The 16420-nt window shown below is 57.8% G+C and carries 12 protein-coding genes; 9 read left to right on the top strand and 3 right to left on the bottom strand.

Annotated elements, in window-relative coordinates; all coding sequences use genetic code 11:
* Positions 1-124: 124 nt before the first annotated feature.
* A complete protein-coding gene (locus DW112_RS02370; RefSeq protein ID WP_118328253.1) occupies positions 125-1090 on the bottom strand; it encodes a response regulator transcription factor in 966 nt (321 codons plus the stop codon).
* A gap of 330 nt (positions 1091-1420) precedes the next feature.
* Here DW112_RS02370 and ptcA point away from each other — a divergent pair, with 330 nt between their 5' ends.
* From ptcA to DW112_RS02340, 4 genes are all read left to right on the top strand, one after another.
* Positions 1421-2494, top strand: coding sequence for a putrescine carbamoyltransferase (ptcA, locus tag DW112_RS02365; protein WP_118328252.1), 1074 nt, complete (start codon positions 1421-1423; stop codon positions 2492-2494).
* A 133-nt stretch (positions 2495-2627) separates the two neighbouring features.
* Positions 2628-4067 (top strand): APC family permease, encoded by a 1440-nt coding sequence (locus DW112_RS02360; RefSeq protein WP_117785928.1) that lies wholly within the window; start codon positions 2628-2630, stop codon positions 4065-4067.
* 367 nt (positions 4068-4434) lie between these two features.
* Positions 4435-5640, top strand: a complete 1206-nt coding sequence (locus tag DW112_RS02350; protein ID WP_089572369.1) for an agmatine deiminase family protein — start codon at positions 4435-4437, stop codon at positions 5638-5640.
* A 571-nt stretch (positions 5641-6211) separates the two neighbouring features.
* Positions 6212-7621, top strand: coding sequence for an APC family permease (locus DW112_RS02340; protein WP_117654946.1), 1410 nt, complete (start codon positions 6212-6214; stop codon positions 7619-7621).
* Positions 7622-7657: 36 nt separating this feature from the next.
* On the opposite strand, the gene DW112_RS02335 is transcribed toward DW112_RS02340, so the two are convergent.
* The gene (locus tag DW112_RS02335) at positions 7658-7849 is read right to left on the bottom strand and encodes a hypothetical protein (RefSeq protein ID WP_117640166.1); all 192 of its coding nucleotides are present in this window, start codon (positions 7847-7849) and stop codon (positions 7658-7660) included.
* Between the two features lie 128 nt (positions 7850-7977).
* Between DW112_RS02335 and DW112_RS02330 the strand changes: the two genes are divergently transcribed.
* The 4 genes from DW112_RS02330 (at position 7978) to DW112_RS02315 (ending at position 13808) form a co-directional block, all read left to right on the top strand.
* Positions 7978-8970 (top strand): helix-turn-helix transcriptional regulator, encoded by a 993-nt coding sequence (locus tag DW112_RS02330; protein ID WP_117640167.1) that lies wholly within the window; start codon positions 7978-7980, stop codon positions 8968-8970.
* Positions 8971-9285: 315 nt separating this feature from the next.
* Positions 9286-10914 carry an amidohydrolase gene (locus DW112_RS02325; protein ID WP_158568391.1) on the top strand — a complete coding sequence of 543 codons (1629 nt, stop codon included), beginning with the start codon at positions 9286-9288 and terminating at the stop codon, positions 10912-10914.
* Between the two features lie 96 nt (positions 10915-11010).
* Complete coding sequence (locus DW112_RS02320) at positions 11011-12387, top strand: MATE family efflux transporter (protein WP_089572364.1); 1377 nt, start codon at positions 11011-11013, stop codon at positions 12385-12387.
* 251 nt (positions 12388-12638) lie between these two features.
* Positions 12639-13808, top strand: a complete 1170-nt coding sequence (locus DW112_RS02315; protein ID WP_199408051.1) for an ATP-binding protein — start codon at positions 12639-12641, stop codon at positions 13806-13808.
* A gap of 359 nt (positions 13809-14167) precedes the next feature.
* On the opposite strand, the gene DW112_RS02310 is transcribed toward DW112_RS02315, so the two are convergent.
* The gene (locus DW112_RS02310; RefSeq protein WP_117736107.1) at positions 14168-14818 is read right to left on the bottom strand and encodes a GNAT family N-acetyltransferase; all 651 of its coding nucleotides are present in this window, start codon (positions 14816-14818) and stop codon (positions 14168-14170) included.
* 344 nt (positions 14819-15162) lie between these two features.
* Here DW112_RS02310 and DW112_RS02305 point away from each other — a divergent pair, with 344 nt between their 5' ends.
* Positions 15163-16194, top strand: coding sequence for a 3-deoxy-7-phosphoheptulonate synthase (locus DW112_RS02305; protein ID WP_117564710.1), 1032 nt, complete (start codon positions 15163-15165; stop codon positions 16192-16194).
* The last annotated feature ends 226 nt before the right edge of the window (positions 16195-16420 follow it).

Raw genomic sequence — 16420 nt, 5'->3', positions numbered from 1 at the left:
AAAAGCCTACTCACTTGGTTTTACTGCTAGAAAACCGCCGCGAGGGAAAGTAGCTCCCTCGCGGCGGTTTTTTGCGTTTACCCAGATAAAACCTGCCAAAATAAACCTGTCCCTTTTTGGCAGGTTATCGCTTCCAAAAGTGGAGGATGAGCGTCGTGCGGTTTTGCTGTTCGGTTTTGACCAGGATGTTGTGGATGTGGGTCTTGACGGTGCCCACGGCAAGGAATAGCTCGTCAGCGATCTCTTGGTTCGATTTGCCCAGTACGACCAGACGCATAACTTCGGTCTCACGGTTGGAGAGCTTGTAGGCGTTGCGATAGAAGGGCATCTGCTCTTCGATGTGTCGATCAAGATCGCTGACGTTCTTTTCCTCGGGCGCCTCCTGCATGCGGATTGAAAGCACGTGGTAGGAGTAGATGATCAGCAGAATCGCAAAGTAGCAGGCAAAGACGTTTTCGCTAAAGTTGCGCTCGGACAGATATAGTTGCAGCCAAGAGGGCGCCAGACTCATGGGGACAATCAGAATGTTGTAGAAATCCTCGGCGACGATGCATCCGACCAGAATGGCGCCGATAATCAGGTGCTTTTGTTGGTTGTTAACGCGTGCCTTCAGCTCGACTTGTGTGCTCTTGCGTGCCGTCCAAAAGATATATAGCCCCACGAAAACAAGGAATACCTGACGCATCGTGTAGTAGAGCCATTGATGAATGGGGCCGTAGGGGACAGCGACGATAATCAGCAGCTCGCTCAGCAAGAACGTTGCGACGGGAATGACAAACTGCTTTTTTGAATGCTTGTCGAGCAAATCCATGGCAATGAGCCAAATAAAAGCCTGCGAAGCGGTCGCCACAAAGGTCCGCAACACAGGCATGGTAATTGAGTAATAGTCGCTGGCCGGAAAACTCTGGTTTTGCAGCGTGTATTCAAAAAAGAAAATCTCGGTCATCTCGATGGCATAGCAGATAAATACGCCGCTGCCATAGATAAAGAAGCGTCGACGGGACGAGGCATAGGCGGCAAGCGAAAGCACCGCCGTCACAATACAGATCACGAGTATCGCTAGGGTATAGAAGAACATCAGGGTGTTCATCTGTCACCGTCCCATCTCATTTATTCTATGGCCGAGCTCTGTATACCTTGTGGGATATAGACGTCTCAACCCTTCGTTTCATTGCGGATTAGGCGCCGAGATACAGCATAGCCGTATACCGTTCGCGGTTCTAGATGGTCAACCCCCTGCAAGCCAGCTACCTGCGGGTTTATATTGGTTTAGAGGGGGTGTAACTCCGTGAACGGTCTTTAATCCCGAATAAACTAGGTAAAAATTGCATACGGGTGAATGATGGTCTTGTCAACACGAGGCGTGATGTATGAGCGCCTCATAGTAATAGTCGGCAAGACCGGCGGAAAGGAAATCGACATGGCACTGCCTAAGGATTTCATCGACACCAACGACTTCACCAAAGAGCAGATCCTGGCTATCGAGGATCTTGGCCTGGCAATGAAGAAGGCCATCAAGGTTGACGGTTATTATCCGCACCTGCTCCGCAACAAGAGCCTTGGCATGATCTTCCAGCAGGTCTCCACCCGCACTCGTCTTTCCTTCGAGACCGCTATGACCGACCTCGGCGGCCATGCTCAGTTCTATGGCCCTGGCACCATCCAGCTCGGTGGTCACGAGTCCCTGGGCGACACCGCTCGCGTTATGGGCGACCTGCTCGACATCATGATGGCTCGCGTTGACCGTCACAAGGACGTCGTCGGCCTCGCCGAGGGCTCCGCTGTGCCCGTCATCAACGGCATGTCCGAGTTCAACCATCCCACGCAGGAGATGGGCGACCTCATGACCATGCTCGAGAACCTCCCCGAGGGCAAGAAGATCGAGGACTGCACCCTGGCCTTCATCGGCGACGCCACCCAGGTCTGCGTCTCCCTCATGTTCATCGCTTCCAAGGTCGGCATGAAGTTTGTCCAGTTTGGACCTAAGGGCCACCAGATCCCTGACGGCGGCCTGCACGTTGGCACCGTCGAGGAGCGCGCCGAGTTCGGCAAGCAGATGATGGCCATCGCCGAGGAGAACTACAAGGTCTCCGGCGGCTCGGTCGTCATCTCCGACGACATCGAGTGCATCAAGGGCGCCGACTTCATCTACACCGACGTGTGGTATGGCCTGTACGACGAGGAGGTCTCGGGCGAGAACTACATGGACGTGTTCTATCCCAAGTATCAGGTCACCATGGACATGATGAACTTCGCCGGCCCCAACTCCAAGTTCATGCACTGCCTGCCGGCCACCCGCAACGAGGAGGTCGTCGACGAGGTCATGGACGATCCCGAGCGCTCCCTGTGCTGGGTCGAGGCCGAGAACCGCAAGCACTCCATCCGTGCTCTCCTTGCCGCCCTGGGCAAGCGCACCCCGCTCAACGACGAGGGTGTCGAGTACTCCGCCAAGGCTGAGCTCCACGCCGCTCTCGAGGCTCTCGAGCAGCTCTAAGCCTCAAGGCTTCTAAAAGCACGTTTGCGGGCGGCGGATGCTCGTCTCCTGTCGCCCGCTCACCGAGGCCCAAGCAATTGCCTTAATACCTTAGGGCCTCGGATCTGTCCAAGACTGAGCGAAGGAGCTCATCATGAGCGACGGAAAGAAAAAGCTTTCCTTCTTGACGGTCATTTCGACCATCATCTGCGTCGTCTTCGTTTGCGAGGCCGCCGCTCCTGCTGCTGCCATTGGCAACCAGCAGTTCTTCTGGTGGATCTTCCTGATCCTGACCTTCCTGCTTCCCTACGGCATGGTTGTCGCCGAGCTCGGTACCACCTATGACGGCGAGGGCGGCATTTACGACTGGGTACGCGATGGCCTGGGCGACAAATGGGGCGCCCGCATCTCGTACTACTACTGGGTCAACTACCCGCTGTGGATCGCCTCGCTGGCTACGATGTTCCCCGACATTTTGGGCATGGTCTTTGGCGTCGAGTTCAACTTGATCGCCAAGATGGGTATCGATCTTGCCTTTGTGTGGATCGTCTACCTCATGGGCCGCTCCAAGGCGGCCGACTCCGAGTGGGTCCTTAACGGTGGCGCCATCATCAAGGTCGCCGTCGCCGTTATCGTTGGCGCTTTGGGCATTTGGTATGCCATGGAGAACGGTTTCGCGAACGACATGTCCGCTGCCACCTTCCTGCCCGAGCTCACCAACACCAACGCTCTCGGCTACCTGTCGATCATCATCTTTAACTTCATGGGCTTCGAGGTCATCTGCACCATGACCGACGACATGGCCGATCCCGCTCGCGATATCCCCAAGGCTATCATCGTCGGTGGCCTGTCCATCGCCGTGATCTACCTGTTCGCTGGCTTTGGCATCGGCGCTGCTGTGCCGGCCGATTCCATCGACCCCGACTATGGCATGATTGTCGCAGTCCAGACCATGGTGGGCGACTCCATGATCTTCAAGGTCATCTGCATCGCCTTCCTGATCACCCTGTTCGCCAACATGGCCGCCTGGTCCTTCGGCGTCAACTCCGTCGCGCGCTACGCTGCCGAGCACGGCAACATGCCCAAGGTCTTCGCCTCGATGATCTCGGATGACGACATGCCCAACGGCGCCAACCTGGTCAACGCCATCGTTGCCTCCCTGGTGCTGTGCCTGCAGCTCGTACCCATCGACGCCATCTCCAACGGTGTCTTCTGGATGCTCTTCGGCACCTCCGTCGTCTTCCTGCTGCTGACCTACATCCCGATGTTCCCGGCGTTCCTCAACCTTCGCAAGAACGACCCCAACCGCGAGCGTATCTTCACGTTCCCGTTTAAGGGCGCCATGATGAAGGTCATGCTGGCCATCCCTTGCATCGAGCTGATCCTGGCCATCGTTGCAACGCTGGTGCCGCTCTCTGCCGCTGAAATTGGCGACAAGCTCCCGATGATCGTTATCTTCATCGTGCTTCTGCTCATCGGCGAGGTTGTCCGCGTCGTCAGCGCCAAGGGCCGCGAGACCGAGTACAAGGGCCTCACTCCCGAGCTGGCAGCTCAGCGTCTCGCTGAGGAGGCCGCCGAGGCCGAGGAGAACTAGAGCACCCGGTTCTGGGGCTCCAACCCTCCTCGCGTACCAACGTGCGCTTCGTCGGGCTTGTCGCTCCCGACTCCGGGCACTCTAGCCTCTTCGGAGACGTGCCCAAGCGACAGGTTTGCTAACCATTCCCCGGGGTGGGTGTGAGCGATAGCTCCGGTAACCACCGCCCACCCCAATCTCTCTTCCGTATCCTTCGTGCGTTTTGTCTCCGCGCACTTGGTTACGTCGTCGCTTGCCGGTGCGATTCCGTGAAAACCGGCGTCGGGCGCCCCGACCTTTGCCGAGGAACGGGCGCCTACCATCTCTTGGTTTTAGGCTGCGGGCAACCCGCCCGCGGCAAGCGATCGTTCGATTTGGAGGAAATCTTATGCGTACGATCACCGAGTCCGAGTCCACCCCCAAGGCCGACGGCTTCTTTATGCCCGCTGAGTTCGCCCCGCAGGATCGCGTGTGGATGGGTTGGCCCCACCGCACCGACACCTGGGCCCACGGCGCCAAGCCGGCTCAGAAGCAGTATGCCGCCATCGCCCGCGCCATCGCCGAGTTCACCCCGGTTACCATGTGCGCCAACCAGGTCGACTATGCCAACTGCAAGGCCGTCTTCGAGGAGGACGAGAACGTCACCGTTATCGAGATGACCACCGACGACGCCTGGTTCCGCGACACCGCCGCCACCTACGTCATCAACGGCAAGGGCGAGAAGCGCGCCAACCACTGGCACTTCAACGCTTACGGTGGCCTTGTGGATGGCCTCTATTTCCCGTGGGACAAGGACGAGCAGATCGCCCTTAAGATGGCTGAGCTCTCCGGCTGCCGTCGCTATCGTCCCGATGACATGATCCTCGAGGGCGGCTCCATCACCGTCGACGGCGAGGGCACCCTTGTCGTGACCGACCAGTGCCTGCTTTCCCCGGGCCGCACCTGCTCTGCGGTTCTGGAGGAGGAAGAGGATCCCGAGTCCATCTGGCCCAAGTTCCACAAGAAGTTTGAGCCCTGGAGCGAGGAGCTTCGCGCCTATATGGACGAGCACCTCAAGGATTACCTGGGTGTCGAGAAGGTCATCTGGGTCAAGGAGGGCATCGACCCCGAGGAGACCAACGGCCACATCGATGACGTCGCCACGTTCATCGCTCCGGGCGTCATGGCCTGCATCTGGACCGACGATCCCGAGTATCCGTTCTACGAGCAGTGCCACGCTGCCTACGAGACCCTCTCCAACGCCGTTGACGCTAAGGGCCGCAAGATGAAGGTCTACAAGCTCTGCATGCCCGTGAACCCGCTGTTCATGGACCAGGCTTCCTGCGACACCATCGACGCCGACGAGAACGCCGAGCCGCGCGTCCCCGACGAGCCGCTGATCGCCTCTTACATGAACTACCTGGTCACCAACCACGGCGTTATCGTCCCGCAGTACGGCGACGAGAACGACCAGCTGGCCGTCGACACGCTCCAGAAGATCTACGACGAGGTCTGGGGCGAGGGCGTCTACAAGTGCGTCGGCGTCCAGTCCGAGCAGGTCGTCTTCGGTGGCGGCAACATCCACTGCATTACCCAGCAGGAGCCCTCGGCGTAACTCAGGCACGCCACCTTGGCGTTCACTCGTCGCTTACGTAGCGTCAGTACGCTACGCTCCTCGTTCGCGCCAATCTGGCGCACCTGAGCACGCCGAGTAAACGTCTGACTTTCCGAGCCGTGATGCTTCGGGAACCCAGCCGATCAATCGGACGGTCGGTGAATCGGACCATCTCGGGGCATTGATGGTCGGTTTATTCGATGTCTTGGTCGGTTGGGTTTTTCTTTGGGCACTCCGTTGCCTCCACTTCGGAGTGCCCTTTTCTTTGATTGAGTACGCGTCTGGCCTGGGATTTTTTGCGGGTTAGGCCAATTGTTCGCTTGAATTTCCCAGGTCAGACGCGTCTTCAATTGCCGAAAGTTATCGGTCGTGAACGCGGCCGTTTTGATCGGAGTATCTATGTACCAGCGTATCGTTATCTACACGCGCCTGTTCCGCGAGCGTTGGTCCAACAAATGCATCCTCTCCTCTCTCTGGGATGGCACCTGCACCGGTGACGCGGCCTGCAACCCTACCTTGGGCTGCGCCTTCGGTACAGATGCCATCCTTTTTGCTGTAGGGGGCGCGCGCCATGGCAGGTAAAAAGTTCTCCCTGATCGAGGTCATCCTTTCGGTTATCTGCGTCGTGTTTACCATCGAGGCGGCGGCTCCGGCATCTGCCATGGGTAACGTACAGTTCTTCTGGTGGATTTTCCTTATCATTACGTTTTTGCTTCCCTATGGTCTGGTGGTGGCCGAGCTGGGTACGGCGTTTGATTCCGAGGGCGGCCTGTACGATTGGGTTCGCTTGGGCCTGGGCGACCGTTGGGGCGCCCGTTGCTCTTGGTGCTACTGGGTTAACTTTCCGCTGTGGGTGGCAAGTATCGCCTGCATGTTCCCCAGTGTCATTAATGCGGTGTGGGGTATCGAGTTTTCACTCGGGATCCGAATCGCCATCGAGATTGTCTTTGTGTGGGGCGTCACGGTCATGGCAATGCAGCCGGTGGCCGAGGCAGATTGGGTCATGGACGGCGGCGCCGTCATCAAGGTGCTCATTACCGCTGTGGTGGGAATCGTCGGCATTTGGTTTGCCTGCAATAACGGCTTTGCCAACGATATGTCGTTTAAGACCTTCATTCCAGATCTGGGCGACACCAATTCGTTGACGTACCTATCGATTATCCTGTTCAACTTTATGGGCTTCGAAGTGGTCGCGACCTTTGCCAGCACGATGAAGAACCCGTCGCGTGATATCCCCAAGGCGGTTATTGCCGGTGGCGTGGCCATTGCGGCGATCTACATCATCTGTGGCATTGGCATTGGAGCCGCGGTTCCCACCGAGCAGCTTTCACTCGATTCGGGCATTGTGGACGCAGTCGCCGCTATGGTGGGGCGCACCCACCCGCTGACGATGGTCGTGGGCGTGGCCTTTTTGGTGACGTTGTTCGCCAATATGATCTGCTGGAGCTTTGGCGTCAACAACGTAGCGAGCTATGCCGCGCGCCATGGCAACATGCCGCGTCCCTTTGCGTTGGTGTCCAAAAAGACCGGCATGCCCAACGGCTCGGCGCTCATTAACGGCTGTTTTGCCAGCCTGGTGCTGCTGCTCCAGATTCCGCTGGGTGAGGGTTCCGACGTCTTTTGGGTCTTCTTCTCGATGAACGTCGTCTTTCTGCTCATGAGCTATATCCCCATGTTCCCAGCGTTTTGGCGTCTGCGCAAGCACGATAATCGCTCGCGTGTGTTCCGTGCGCCTTTCGAGGGCAAGGTGCTCGCGGTGGCGCTTGCGATTCCCGTGGTGGAGCTCGTGCTTTCGATTGTTGCTACGATTGTGCCGCTCAACAGCTCACCTGCCGAGATGGCAAAGTTGCCGATTCTCGCGGGCGTAGTGATTGGCCTGTTATTGGGCGAGGTTTCGCGCCTCATATCGCGCCGCGGCCGAAGCGTCGACAATCCCGGCGTTGGTGCACGGGGGTCAGGTTACTTTGCACCAAAACAGTAAGCGCCGCGAGTTGCGCAGCGCTTGGTGCATCTTGGATTACTGTTCGCGGTGCTCGGGATCGGAAACGAGCTTAGGCGCAAAGAAGGGGACGTGGCCCAGATAGGGGCAGCTGTCCGAACGCTCTTCGACGACACAGGGGACGTCATTGTAGGTAAGTGAGTCGCACAGGTGGACGATGGCCTTGGCGGCAGGGGCAACGAGTATTTTGAGCGGTGCGATAGGCGCCATGGCATCTCCTTTCATCGGTGAGACACAGCTTGTTTATCTAAACGATACAGTACGTTTAATCGGTGAGTCTAATCTTGCGGCAAAGAATCTGTCAACATCCTCACGGCATCTAGACAGGGGAGGCGGGCATGAGTTTCGCGTTCTATATCTACACCACGATTATCATGGGTGTGGCTCTGGTGACCAGTGCCGTGGCATTGGTGGTTTGGCTCATGACGCGCCGTCGCGACAGCCTGGTGGCCGCGGCGGGCTTTTTGCTCTACATGCTCGATATGTCGGTCATTTTTTTTGACGAGTACAATCGGCTCAAATACGAATACGCTGTTACCTTTAGCGAGCCGTTGCAGCACCCCTTGCTGCGCTGCGTGCTCGGTATTGCCATCTATGCCTGCGTGGTACTGTGGATGTTTGCGCGCTTGCGCAAAAGACCGACGTCGCGCATGCTCGGACTTGCTATCGTGCCGTTTTCAATCTTGCAATTGGTGCTGGTGCCTCGCAGCGGTGCTGCCGGAGAGGTGCAGCAGTATCTCTTTTGGCTCACGCGTGACCTGGGCAATGTAGGATGTCTTGCCTATGCCGCCTGGCATTACCGGCACAGGGCCACGCGTGTTGAGAAACTCGACCTCGACCGCTCAAAGCTCTTTTGGAAGGTGGCACTCGTTCTTGCGTTTTGCGTAATCGCCGAGGACACCTACATGATTTTGCTCTGCCGCCCCGACTCTCAAAACCCCGTCATCAGCCTCTTTTTGTGGTATCTGTCCGAGCGCAATATCTCCGAAAACGTGCTGCTCGTGGTATGCGCGGTCCAACTCTTTTGCCAGTTTAGCCATATCCTGCGCGTGTATGCCCGTCATCCGCGTGCCGATGAGGACGTGGCGGCCGAGAGCGCACGCTCTGGGGACGATCTAGCATCACGCGTTGTGATCTATGCCGATGCCCATAAGCTGTCGCGGCGCGAGCAGGAGGTGCTCACGCTGGTGCTGAAGGGCAACGACGCCCAAAACATCGCCAGCGAGTTGGTCATCAGCCCTGGCACTGTCAAGGCGCACTTGCATCGCATCTACGTTAAAAGCGGTGTCTCCAACCGAGATGACCTCATAGATGCCTTTTGGCGTTCCTAGCCCTATTCTTCCTTGCATGCGGGTCTTGCCGTGTGGGCGGGCACGCCGTTGGGCGTAATGACGCGGTAATAATCTCAGACAATAAACCTGCAGGTAAAGCGTGTAAACCTGCTTAAACTGACCGTTTGCGGTCCCTGGCCTTGGCATGGATTTGCCCCTGTGTATCAATGGGTGTAGCGCGAAGCCGCGGACGTGGGACAGACGTCCGAGCACGGCTTGTAGGCACGCGCCGATGCGGGAGCGCTACGCTCCCAACCGAGTGCCCACGCGGGCGGTGCGTCCGCGTTGCAACCAAAGATGCCTGAGGAGGCTCACATGGACAAGGCTGATGTAGTTATCAAGAGCAACGCCGTTTTTACCGGCGATGGGCTCGAGCCGTTTAAGGGCGGCGTTGCCGTGCGGGGCGATAAAATCGTTGCCTGCGGTGACGATGCCCACCTGGCACCGTTTATCGGTCCCGATACCGAGGTGCGCGACTTTGGCGACCAGCTCGTCATGCCCGGCCTGATTGACTCGCACACGCATTTTGCCCAGGGCGCGTTCATGACCGACCCCGATTTTGCCGTCAACCTCATCGACTGCACCAGTTTTGAGATGGCGATGGAACGTGTCGTGGCGTTTGCGGCCGACCATCCCGATAACGAGTGGATCCTGGGCTGCCAGATTATCCAGTTCCAGTGGGATGTCCCCGAGATGCCCACAGCCGCGATGATCGATGAGTACATCTCGGACCGCCCGGTCTTTCTGCAGCAGGTTGACCTGCATACCTTTAGTGCCAATACCTGCGCCATCAACAAGGTGGGAGTAACTTCGCAGACGCCCGATCCCGCAGGCGGCAAGATCCTTAAGGATGCCGAGGGCAATCTGACGGGCGTGTTTTCCAACAACGCCGGCGTCTTCTTTATGGACGAGGTCTACGACCCAGCGCCCGAGGTTGTTGACGCGTCGTTTGCAAAAACCGCCCGGCGCGCCAATGCCCTGGGAATCACTACGGTCGGCATGGTCAATCCTACGTTTGTGAGCATGGAAAACCCGTATGCGGTGTTGGCAGGTCTTAATGCCAAGGGCGACTTGCCACTGCGCGTGTTCCTGTACACCGATCTGTTCGAAAACGAGTCCTTAACGCTCGAGCAGATCAAGGAGAAATACGCCTTCTCGGGTACGCAGGTCGAGTGGCACGGCTTTAAGCAGTTTCTTGATGGCGTGTGCTCCGACCACACCGCTTGGATGCTTGAACCCTATTCCAACGCGCCCGATACCTGCGGTGAGCCCGCGGAGGATCCAGAGCGCATCCGTGCCGCCATTGTCAGGGCGCAGGAATGGGGCGTTGACACGCGCGTCCATACGATCGGCGATCGCTCGGTGCGTTTTGTGCTTGATTGCTTTGAGGAGGGCGAGCGCTTGCATGGTAAGCGGGGTTGCCGCCACTCCATGGAGCACAACGAGACGGTTGAGCCCGAGGATCTGCCGCGCTATGCCGAGCTGGGTATATGCCCTGGTATGCAGCCGTGGCACATGCTGCTCGATATGGCTGACCTTGCCAAGGACGATGCCGTGGGCCCCGAGCGTGCTGCGCTTTCGTGGCCCCTGCATAGCCTGCTTGCCAGCGGTGCCGTGGTGCACCTGGGCAGTGACTTCCCCGTTGTGGGCTTGGAGCCCATGGAGGAGGTGTACGGCGCGGTCTTCCGCATGCTCGAGGACGGCTCCAACCCAGAAGGGTGGTTCCCGCAGGAGCGCATCACCATGGCCGAGGCCCTGCGCGCCTACACCTACGGCAGCGCCTACGCCATGCATGCCGAGGATCGCATCGGTACGCTCGCATGCGGCAAACAGGCTGATATCTGTGTGCTCGACCGTAACCTCTTTGACTGCGAACCGGCTGAGGTCCTCGAGGCCACGGCGTCTCTCACGATGATTGCCGGCAAGGTGGTCTACGAGGCCTAGCGGGGCTGCTGCATCGCTGGGCGGTGCCGCAGCCTGTGCGTGCCGCCCATCCATTCATGCATCCATTCATCAATCTCTCATGGAAAGGGGAGAACAATGGCAGAAGAAACGACCGCCGCTGTTGAGGAGGAGCGTGAGCTTGCCTCGCAGCCGATTCCCGGCCTGGTGCGCAAGTACACCATCATCACCGGCCAGGGTATGCTCGCCCAGATTATCATGGTGGTCCTTGAGGGCCTCGTGATGGGTTGGGGCCTGGGTGCACACGGCCTGGCCTGTGTTTCGATCATCATGTCGGTCGAGTACATTAACCTGGCCTTTGGCAACCTGTTTGGCACCGGCGTGCCCGCCGTGGTGGGCAACCTTTTGGGTGCCGGCGACATTAAGGGCGCCAGCAAGGCGTTTAGCCAGGGTTTTTGGCTTACCACGATTGTGAGTGTGCTGCTTGCTGTGGTGATGGCTGTGTTTACCGAGCCCATCTGCGCATTCTTCGGCGCCACGCCCGACATCATGGCCGATACCGTTGCCGGCGTGCGCACCTTCTCCGTGCTGCTGCCGCTCACGGTCATTGGTCAGATGGTCACCGCCGTCATGCGTGTGGACGAGAAGGTTCAGATCCAGGCCAACCTCATGACCGTGTCTGCCATCGTCGCTATCTGCTGGCTTGCGCTTTCCACGTTTGTGCTCAAGCTTGGCGTTATGGGAGCTGGTGTGTACTACGGTCTTTCCATCGGTATCTGGGCCATCGGTATCTTCTGGTTCATCGGCGGTAAGAAGTCGCAGCTCCAGATCAGCGCCGCCGACCTCAAACTCGACATGGCCATCTGCGGCCAGATCATCAAGATTGGTTTCCCGTTCTTTTTGGTGCAAGCTGCCACGTTCATCTTCAACACCGTTGCCAACTCGTTGCTTGGCCAGCTCGGCGGCGACATGGGTTCGCTCTACATCGCGGCCTTTGGTGTGATCAACGGCTACATCCTCTACATTACCATGATGGTCGCCCAGTGCTTCTCGTACGGCCTGCAGCCCATTGCCGCCTTCAACGCCGGCGCCAAGGCGTGGGCGCGCCTCAAGGAAACGCTCTCCTGCACGCTTAAGTACCAGGTCGTGACGCTTGCTGCGGTGTCTGCTGTGCTATGGGTGGCCGCAACGCCGGTCTGCGCCTTTTTTGCTGGTAGCGATCCGGCGCTCGTCGAGGTTGCCGCCAACGCCACGCGCATCGTTATCCTGGCCGTGGCCCTGGGCTATCTTGCCATGACCATGTCGATGTACTTCCAGGCGGTTGAGAAGGTGGGTATCGCCACGTTCACCGGTCTGCTCCGCTACGTGATCTGCTCCGTGCCGCTTATGTACCTGCTTGGCAACATGATGGGCGTTCAGGGTGTCTGGTTTGCCTTGGTGGCGGCTGACGCCATCACTGGTCTTATCTCCATCGCCCTCGCCGTCCGCGAATCCAAGCGACTTGCCACGCTCTAGACTCGGACACGGCCGGCCCGCGATAGTCGAATAAGTCAACTCGCCTGCAAGCCACCACAATGGGGACAGTTCCCATTGTGGTGGCTATTGTTATTTAGGGTCTGAGATTTCGGCTCTATAAATAACGTTTTTGAACTGGGCTACTAAAAGATTGTGGAAAACACTACTACAAGATTATGGAAAACGCTACTGCAAGATTATGGCAAATGATACTATACGATTATGGTAACAGCGTTATAAGGGGCGTTGATATGGCCGAGTACATTAACAGGGATTTGCATGAGTTGCTCATTCGCATGGCGGGTTGGTTTCCTGTTGTGTCGTTGACGGGGCCTAGGCAGAGCGGTAAGTCTACGCTGGTTCGGCATGCCTTTCCCGACTATTCCTATGTCACGCTTGAGGACCCCCAAACGAGGCGCGCGGCCTTGGAGGATCCGGTGAGTTTTATCCGCAACCGAAAGGGCGGACTCATCATCGATGAGGCGCAATACGCCCCGGATTTGTTCTCGATGATTCAGGTTGTTTCGGATGAGCGGGGAGACGCCGGTCAATACATCCTTACGGGATCGCAAAACTTTTTGATGATGAAAAGCATCGGCCAGTCTCTTGCCGGGCGAGTCGGGATCTTAAAATTGCTGCCATTTTCGTTTCGAGAAGCGGAGAGGGGCCAGCAGGGGCAGTTGGAAGTGGATTTGTTTGCGCTCGAAGGGGGATACCCTCGCCTGCGTTCCGCCGGAATGCCGTCCTCGGTTTATTTCCCCAGCTATATTGATACCTATGTTGAGCGCGATGTTGTGGGCTTGCTTGACGTGCGCAATAAAGCAGAGTTTCATAAGTTTCTGTCCATAATTGCCCAGAGCGCCGGTGCTCTCATTAATATATCTTCGCTTTCTCGAGATACGGGTGTGAACGTATCGACCATTAAAAGCTGGTTGTCTATCCTGGAGCAGAGCTACCTGACGTTTTCACTGCAGCCCTATTATGCAAATGCCAGGAAACGTTTGACTAAAACGCCCAAGCTTTATTTTTACGACACGGGGCTGCTCTGCTACTTGCTCAAAATTGGATCACTGGAGCAACTTTTGGAGAGCCCTTATCTGGGGGCAGTTTTCGAAAACCTCATCGTTTCCGAAACGGCGAAGAGCCATCTCAACGTGGGCGAGAATCCCGAGTTGTATTTCTATAGGGACGACGGCAAGCGAGAAATCGATTTGCTCGACTGCACAAACTCAGGGAGGCCCAAGGCTATCGAAATAAAATCATCCAGAACGTATCACGATAAGTACGCCCGCCATTTACAGGCTGTATGCGATGAGATCGACATTGCAAAAGATGCGCGCTATGTTGTGGCCCGCGTGGATTCAACGTATGAGTCGAAAGACTGTAGCGTGGTCTCGGCGCGTGATTGGCTTTTGCGATAACAAGTTCGGCGTATTAACAACTGCCGCGAAGAGGATCGGACCCCTTTCGCGGCGGTTTTTTGCCGATCCGGTGCGCCTCAGATGCAAGTGAGTAGGCTTTTTTGGATCTGTCGAGCACACCGCGACAAACGCTAAATAAAACCGCAGGTCAGAGCTGTGGCGTTTTGGAGTGTGCTCGGCCTCCTGCAAAAGGTCTACTCACTTGGTTTTTCGGCGAGAAGGCCGCCGCAAGGGCAAGCAGCTCTCCTCACGGCGGTTGGCGTTTGCCCAGATAAAACCTGCCAAAATAAACCTGTCCCTTTTGGCGTGGCTGATTGGTTTGGGCTGTTTTGGAGAAAGCCCATGAGGCGGCACTCAGGCTAATCCTGCGTGTCGCCTCCGTACATGTAGACGATAAAACCGTCGCCGGTGTCTTGACTGTGATCCTCCAGGATGCGCTTCATGTTGAGGTGCTCGTAGAACTGCCAGTCGGAGTTGCAGTCGCTCATCAGGAAGAACTTGGTGCAGCCTGCCTTGGCGAGCTCGGCGCGCGCAAGGTCGATAAGCGCGCGGCCGAGCCCCTTGCCCTGCCACTCGGGCACGATGATGATCAGGTTGAGCTGGCCCTGGGCATACTCGTTGCCTGTGGCGGCAAAGCGATCCGCCGTGGCCTTTTCGCGACTGTCGCCGAAGAGCGAGCCCTCGAGCTTGGCGTCGGCAGCCTTTGCCATTTCGGTTGCCTGGGCGAGCATCTCGTTGTAGCAGGACTCCCACGTGGGGTTGGTGCGCGGCTTGCCGTCCTCGAAGATGCCGATGCAGCAGGCGGCGATAATGCGGCCCTCGGCCTCGGCGACAAGCGCGATAGGTGAGCGTTGCAGCTGCATAGCGATGTTAAAGCGCGCGCAGAAATCGGCAGCTTCGACGTCGCCGCGGTTGCGCAGCGTGTTGCACCACAGCTGGTTGTAGATGGCAGCGATGCCGGTCAGGTCGTCGAGCGTGGCGGCGCGCAGGGTTACGTTGTCAAGGCTCATGAAGGCTCCTTCCAAGTTGGGTCAGGCCACCTCTGAGTGTGACATGGACGCAGGGCGGCCGCATCAATCATTCGGCAGGCGAGCCCCGATCCCTCGGGGACGGAGGAAAAGGGGTCACGAGTGAGGATTTTCGGACGCTTGCCCGACGAGAGTGGATAATCTCCCACTTTGAGCGCGAACATGGGCCAAAAACGGGAGATTATCCACTCTCGTGGTGAGCGGGCCCTTGTGTCGATTCATTCCCTTTTTAGTAGGCTGTGCTTGCACTTTAGCGTGCGACAGCGGATAATGCCGAGCACTCGACAATACGCTTTTTGCTCTCTCTATAGATTGAGGAGGCCCCTATGGCCATGGATTTCAAACGCAGGCTGCCGATCCCCATGGAGATCCGCGAGGAAATGCCGCTTTCCGCCGAGCTTACCGCTAAGAAGCAGGCATTCGACGCCGAGGTCGCCAAGGTCTTTACCGGCGAGGACGCGCGCAAGGTGCTCATCATCGGCCCATGCTCTGCCGATCGGGAGGATTCGGTCCTCGAGTACATGAACCGCCTGGCCAAAACCGCCGAGGAGGTCAAGGACAAGCTCATCATCATCCCGCGTGTCTACACCAACAAGCCGCGCACCAAGGGTACCGGCTACAAGGGTCTACTGCACAATCCCGACCCCGAGGCGCCCGATGACCTGCTCGAGGGCGTCAAGGCCATTCGCCACATGCACCTGCGCGTCATCGAGGAGACCGGCTTCTTTACCGCCGACGAGATGCTCTACCCCTCTAACTATCAGTACCTTGTCGATCTGCTGAGCTACGTCGCTGTGGGCGCGCGCTCGGTCGAGAACCAGGAGCACCGTCTGGTGTCGAGCGGCATTTCGGTGCCGGTGGGCATGAAGAACCCCACTGCCGGCTCCACCACCGTCATGCTCAACTCCATCTACGCCGCTCAGGCGCATCAGAGTTTCATCTTCCGCAACTGGGAGGTCGAGTGCGACGGCAATCCGCTCGCGCACGCCGTTATGCGTGGCTACATCGGTCTCGATGGGCGCACCTACCCCAACTACCACTACGAGCACCTCGAGCGCCTGGCCGAGCGCTATACCGAGCACGCCGGCTATGCCAATCCGGCAGCGGTCATCGACTGCAACCACGACAACTCGGGCAAGCGTCCACTGGAGCAGTATCGCATTTGCAAGGAGGTGCTCGACAGCTGCCGCCGCAACGAAGCCATTTCAAGGCTGGTCAAGGGCTTTATGATCGAGTCCTACCTTGAGGACGGCAACCAGCCGGTCGACGGCGGTGTCTTTGGCAAGTCGATCACCGATCCGTGCCTGGGCTGGGAAAAGACCGACTACCTCATTCACGAGATCGCGGAGCGGGTTTAGTTACGCGGGTTTTCGCTGACTCTGCCAAGACATCGGCGGTCCCGTTGCTGCCGGGCACTCATTGGGGACAGACTTAAATGAGTGCTCGCAGAATGAGAGTGGATAATCTCCCGTTTTTAAGTAGTCGTTGGGGACGTTCTTGTTTGACTGGTCGTTTAAGAACGTCCCCAATGACTACCCTGTTGGCCTTTTCCAGGCCCTGTGGGCAAAAAATGGCAAATATGAG

The organism is Collinsella sp. AM09-41 (assembly GCF_003473245.1).
GTDB lineage: Bacteria > Actinomycetota > Coriobacteriia > Coriobacteriales > Coriobacteriaceae > Collinsella.
The sequence above is the reverse complement of the archived record's forward strand: the minus strand, read 5'-3'. Positions and strand labels throughout refer to the sequence as shown.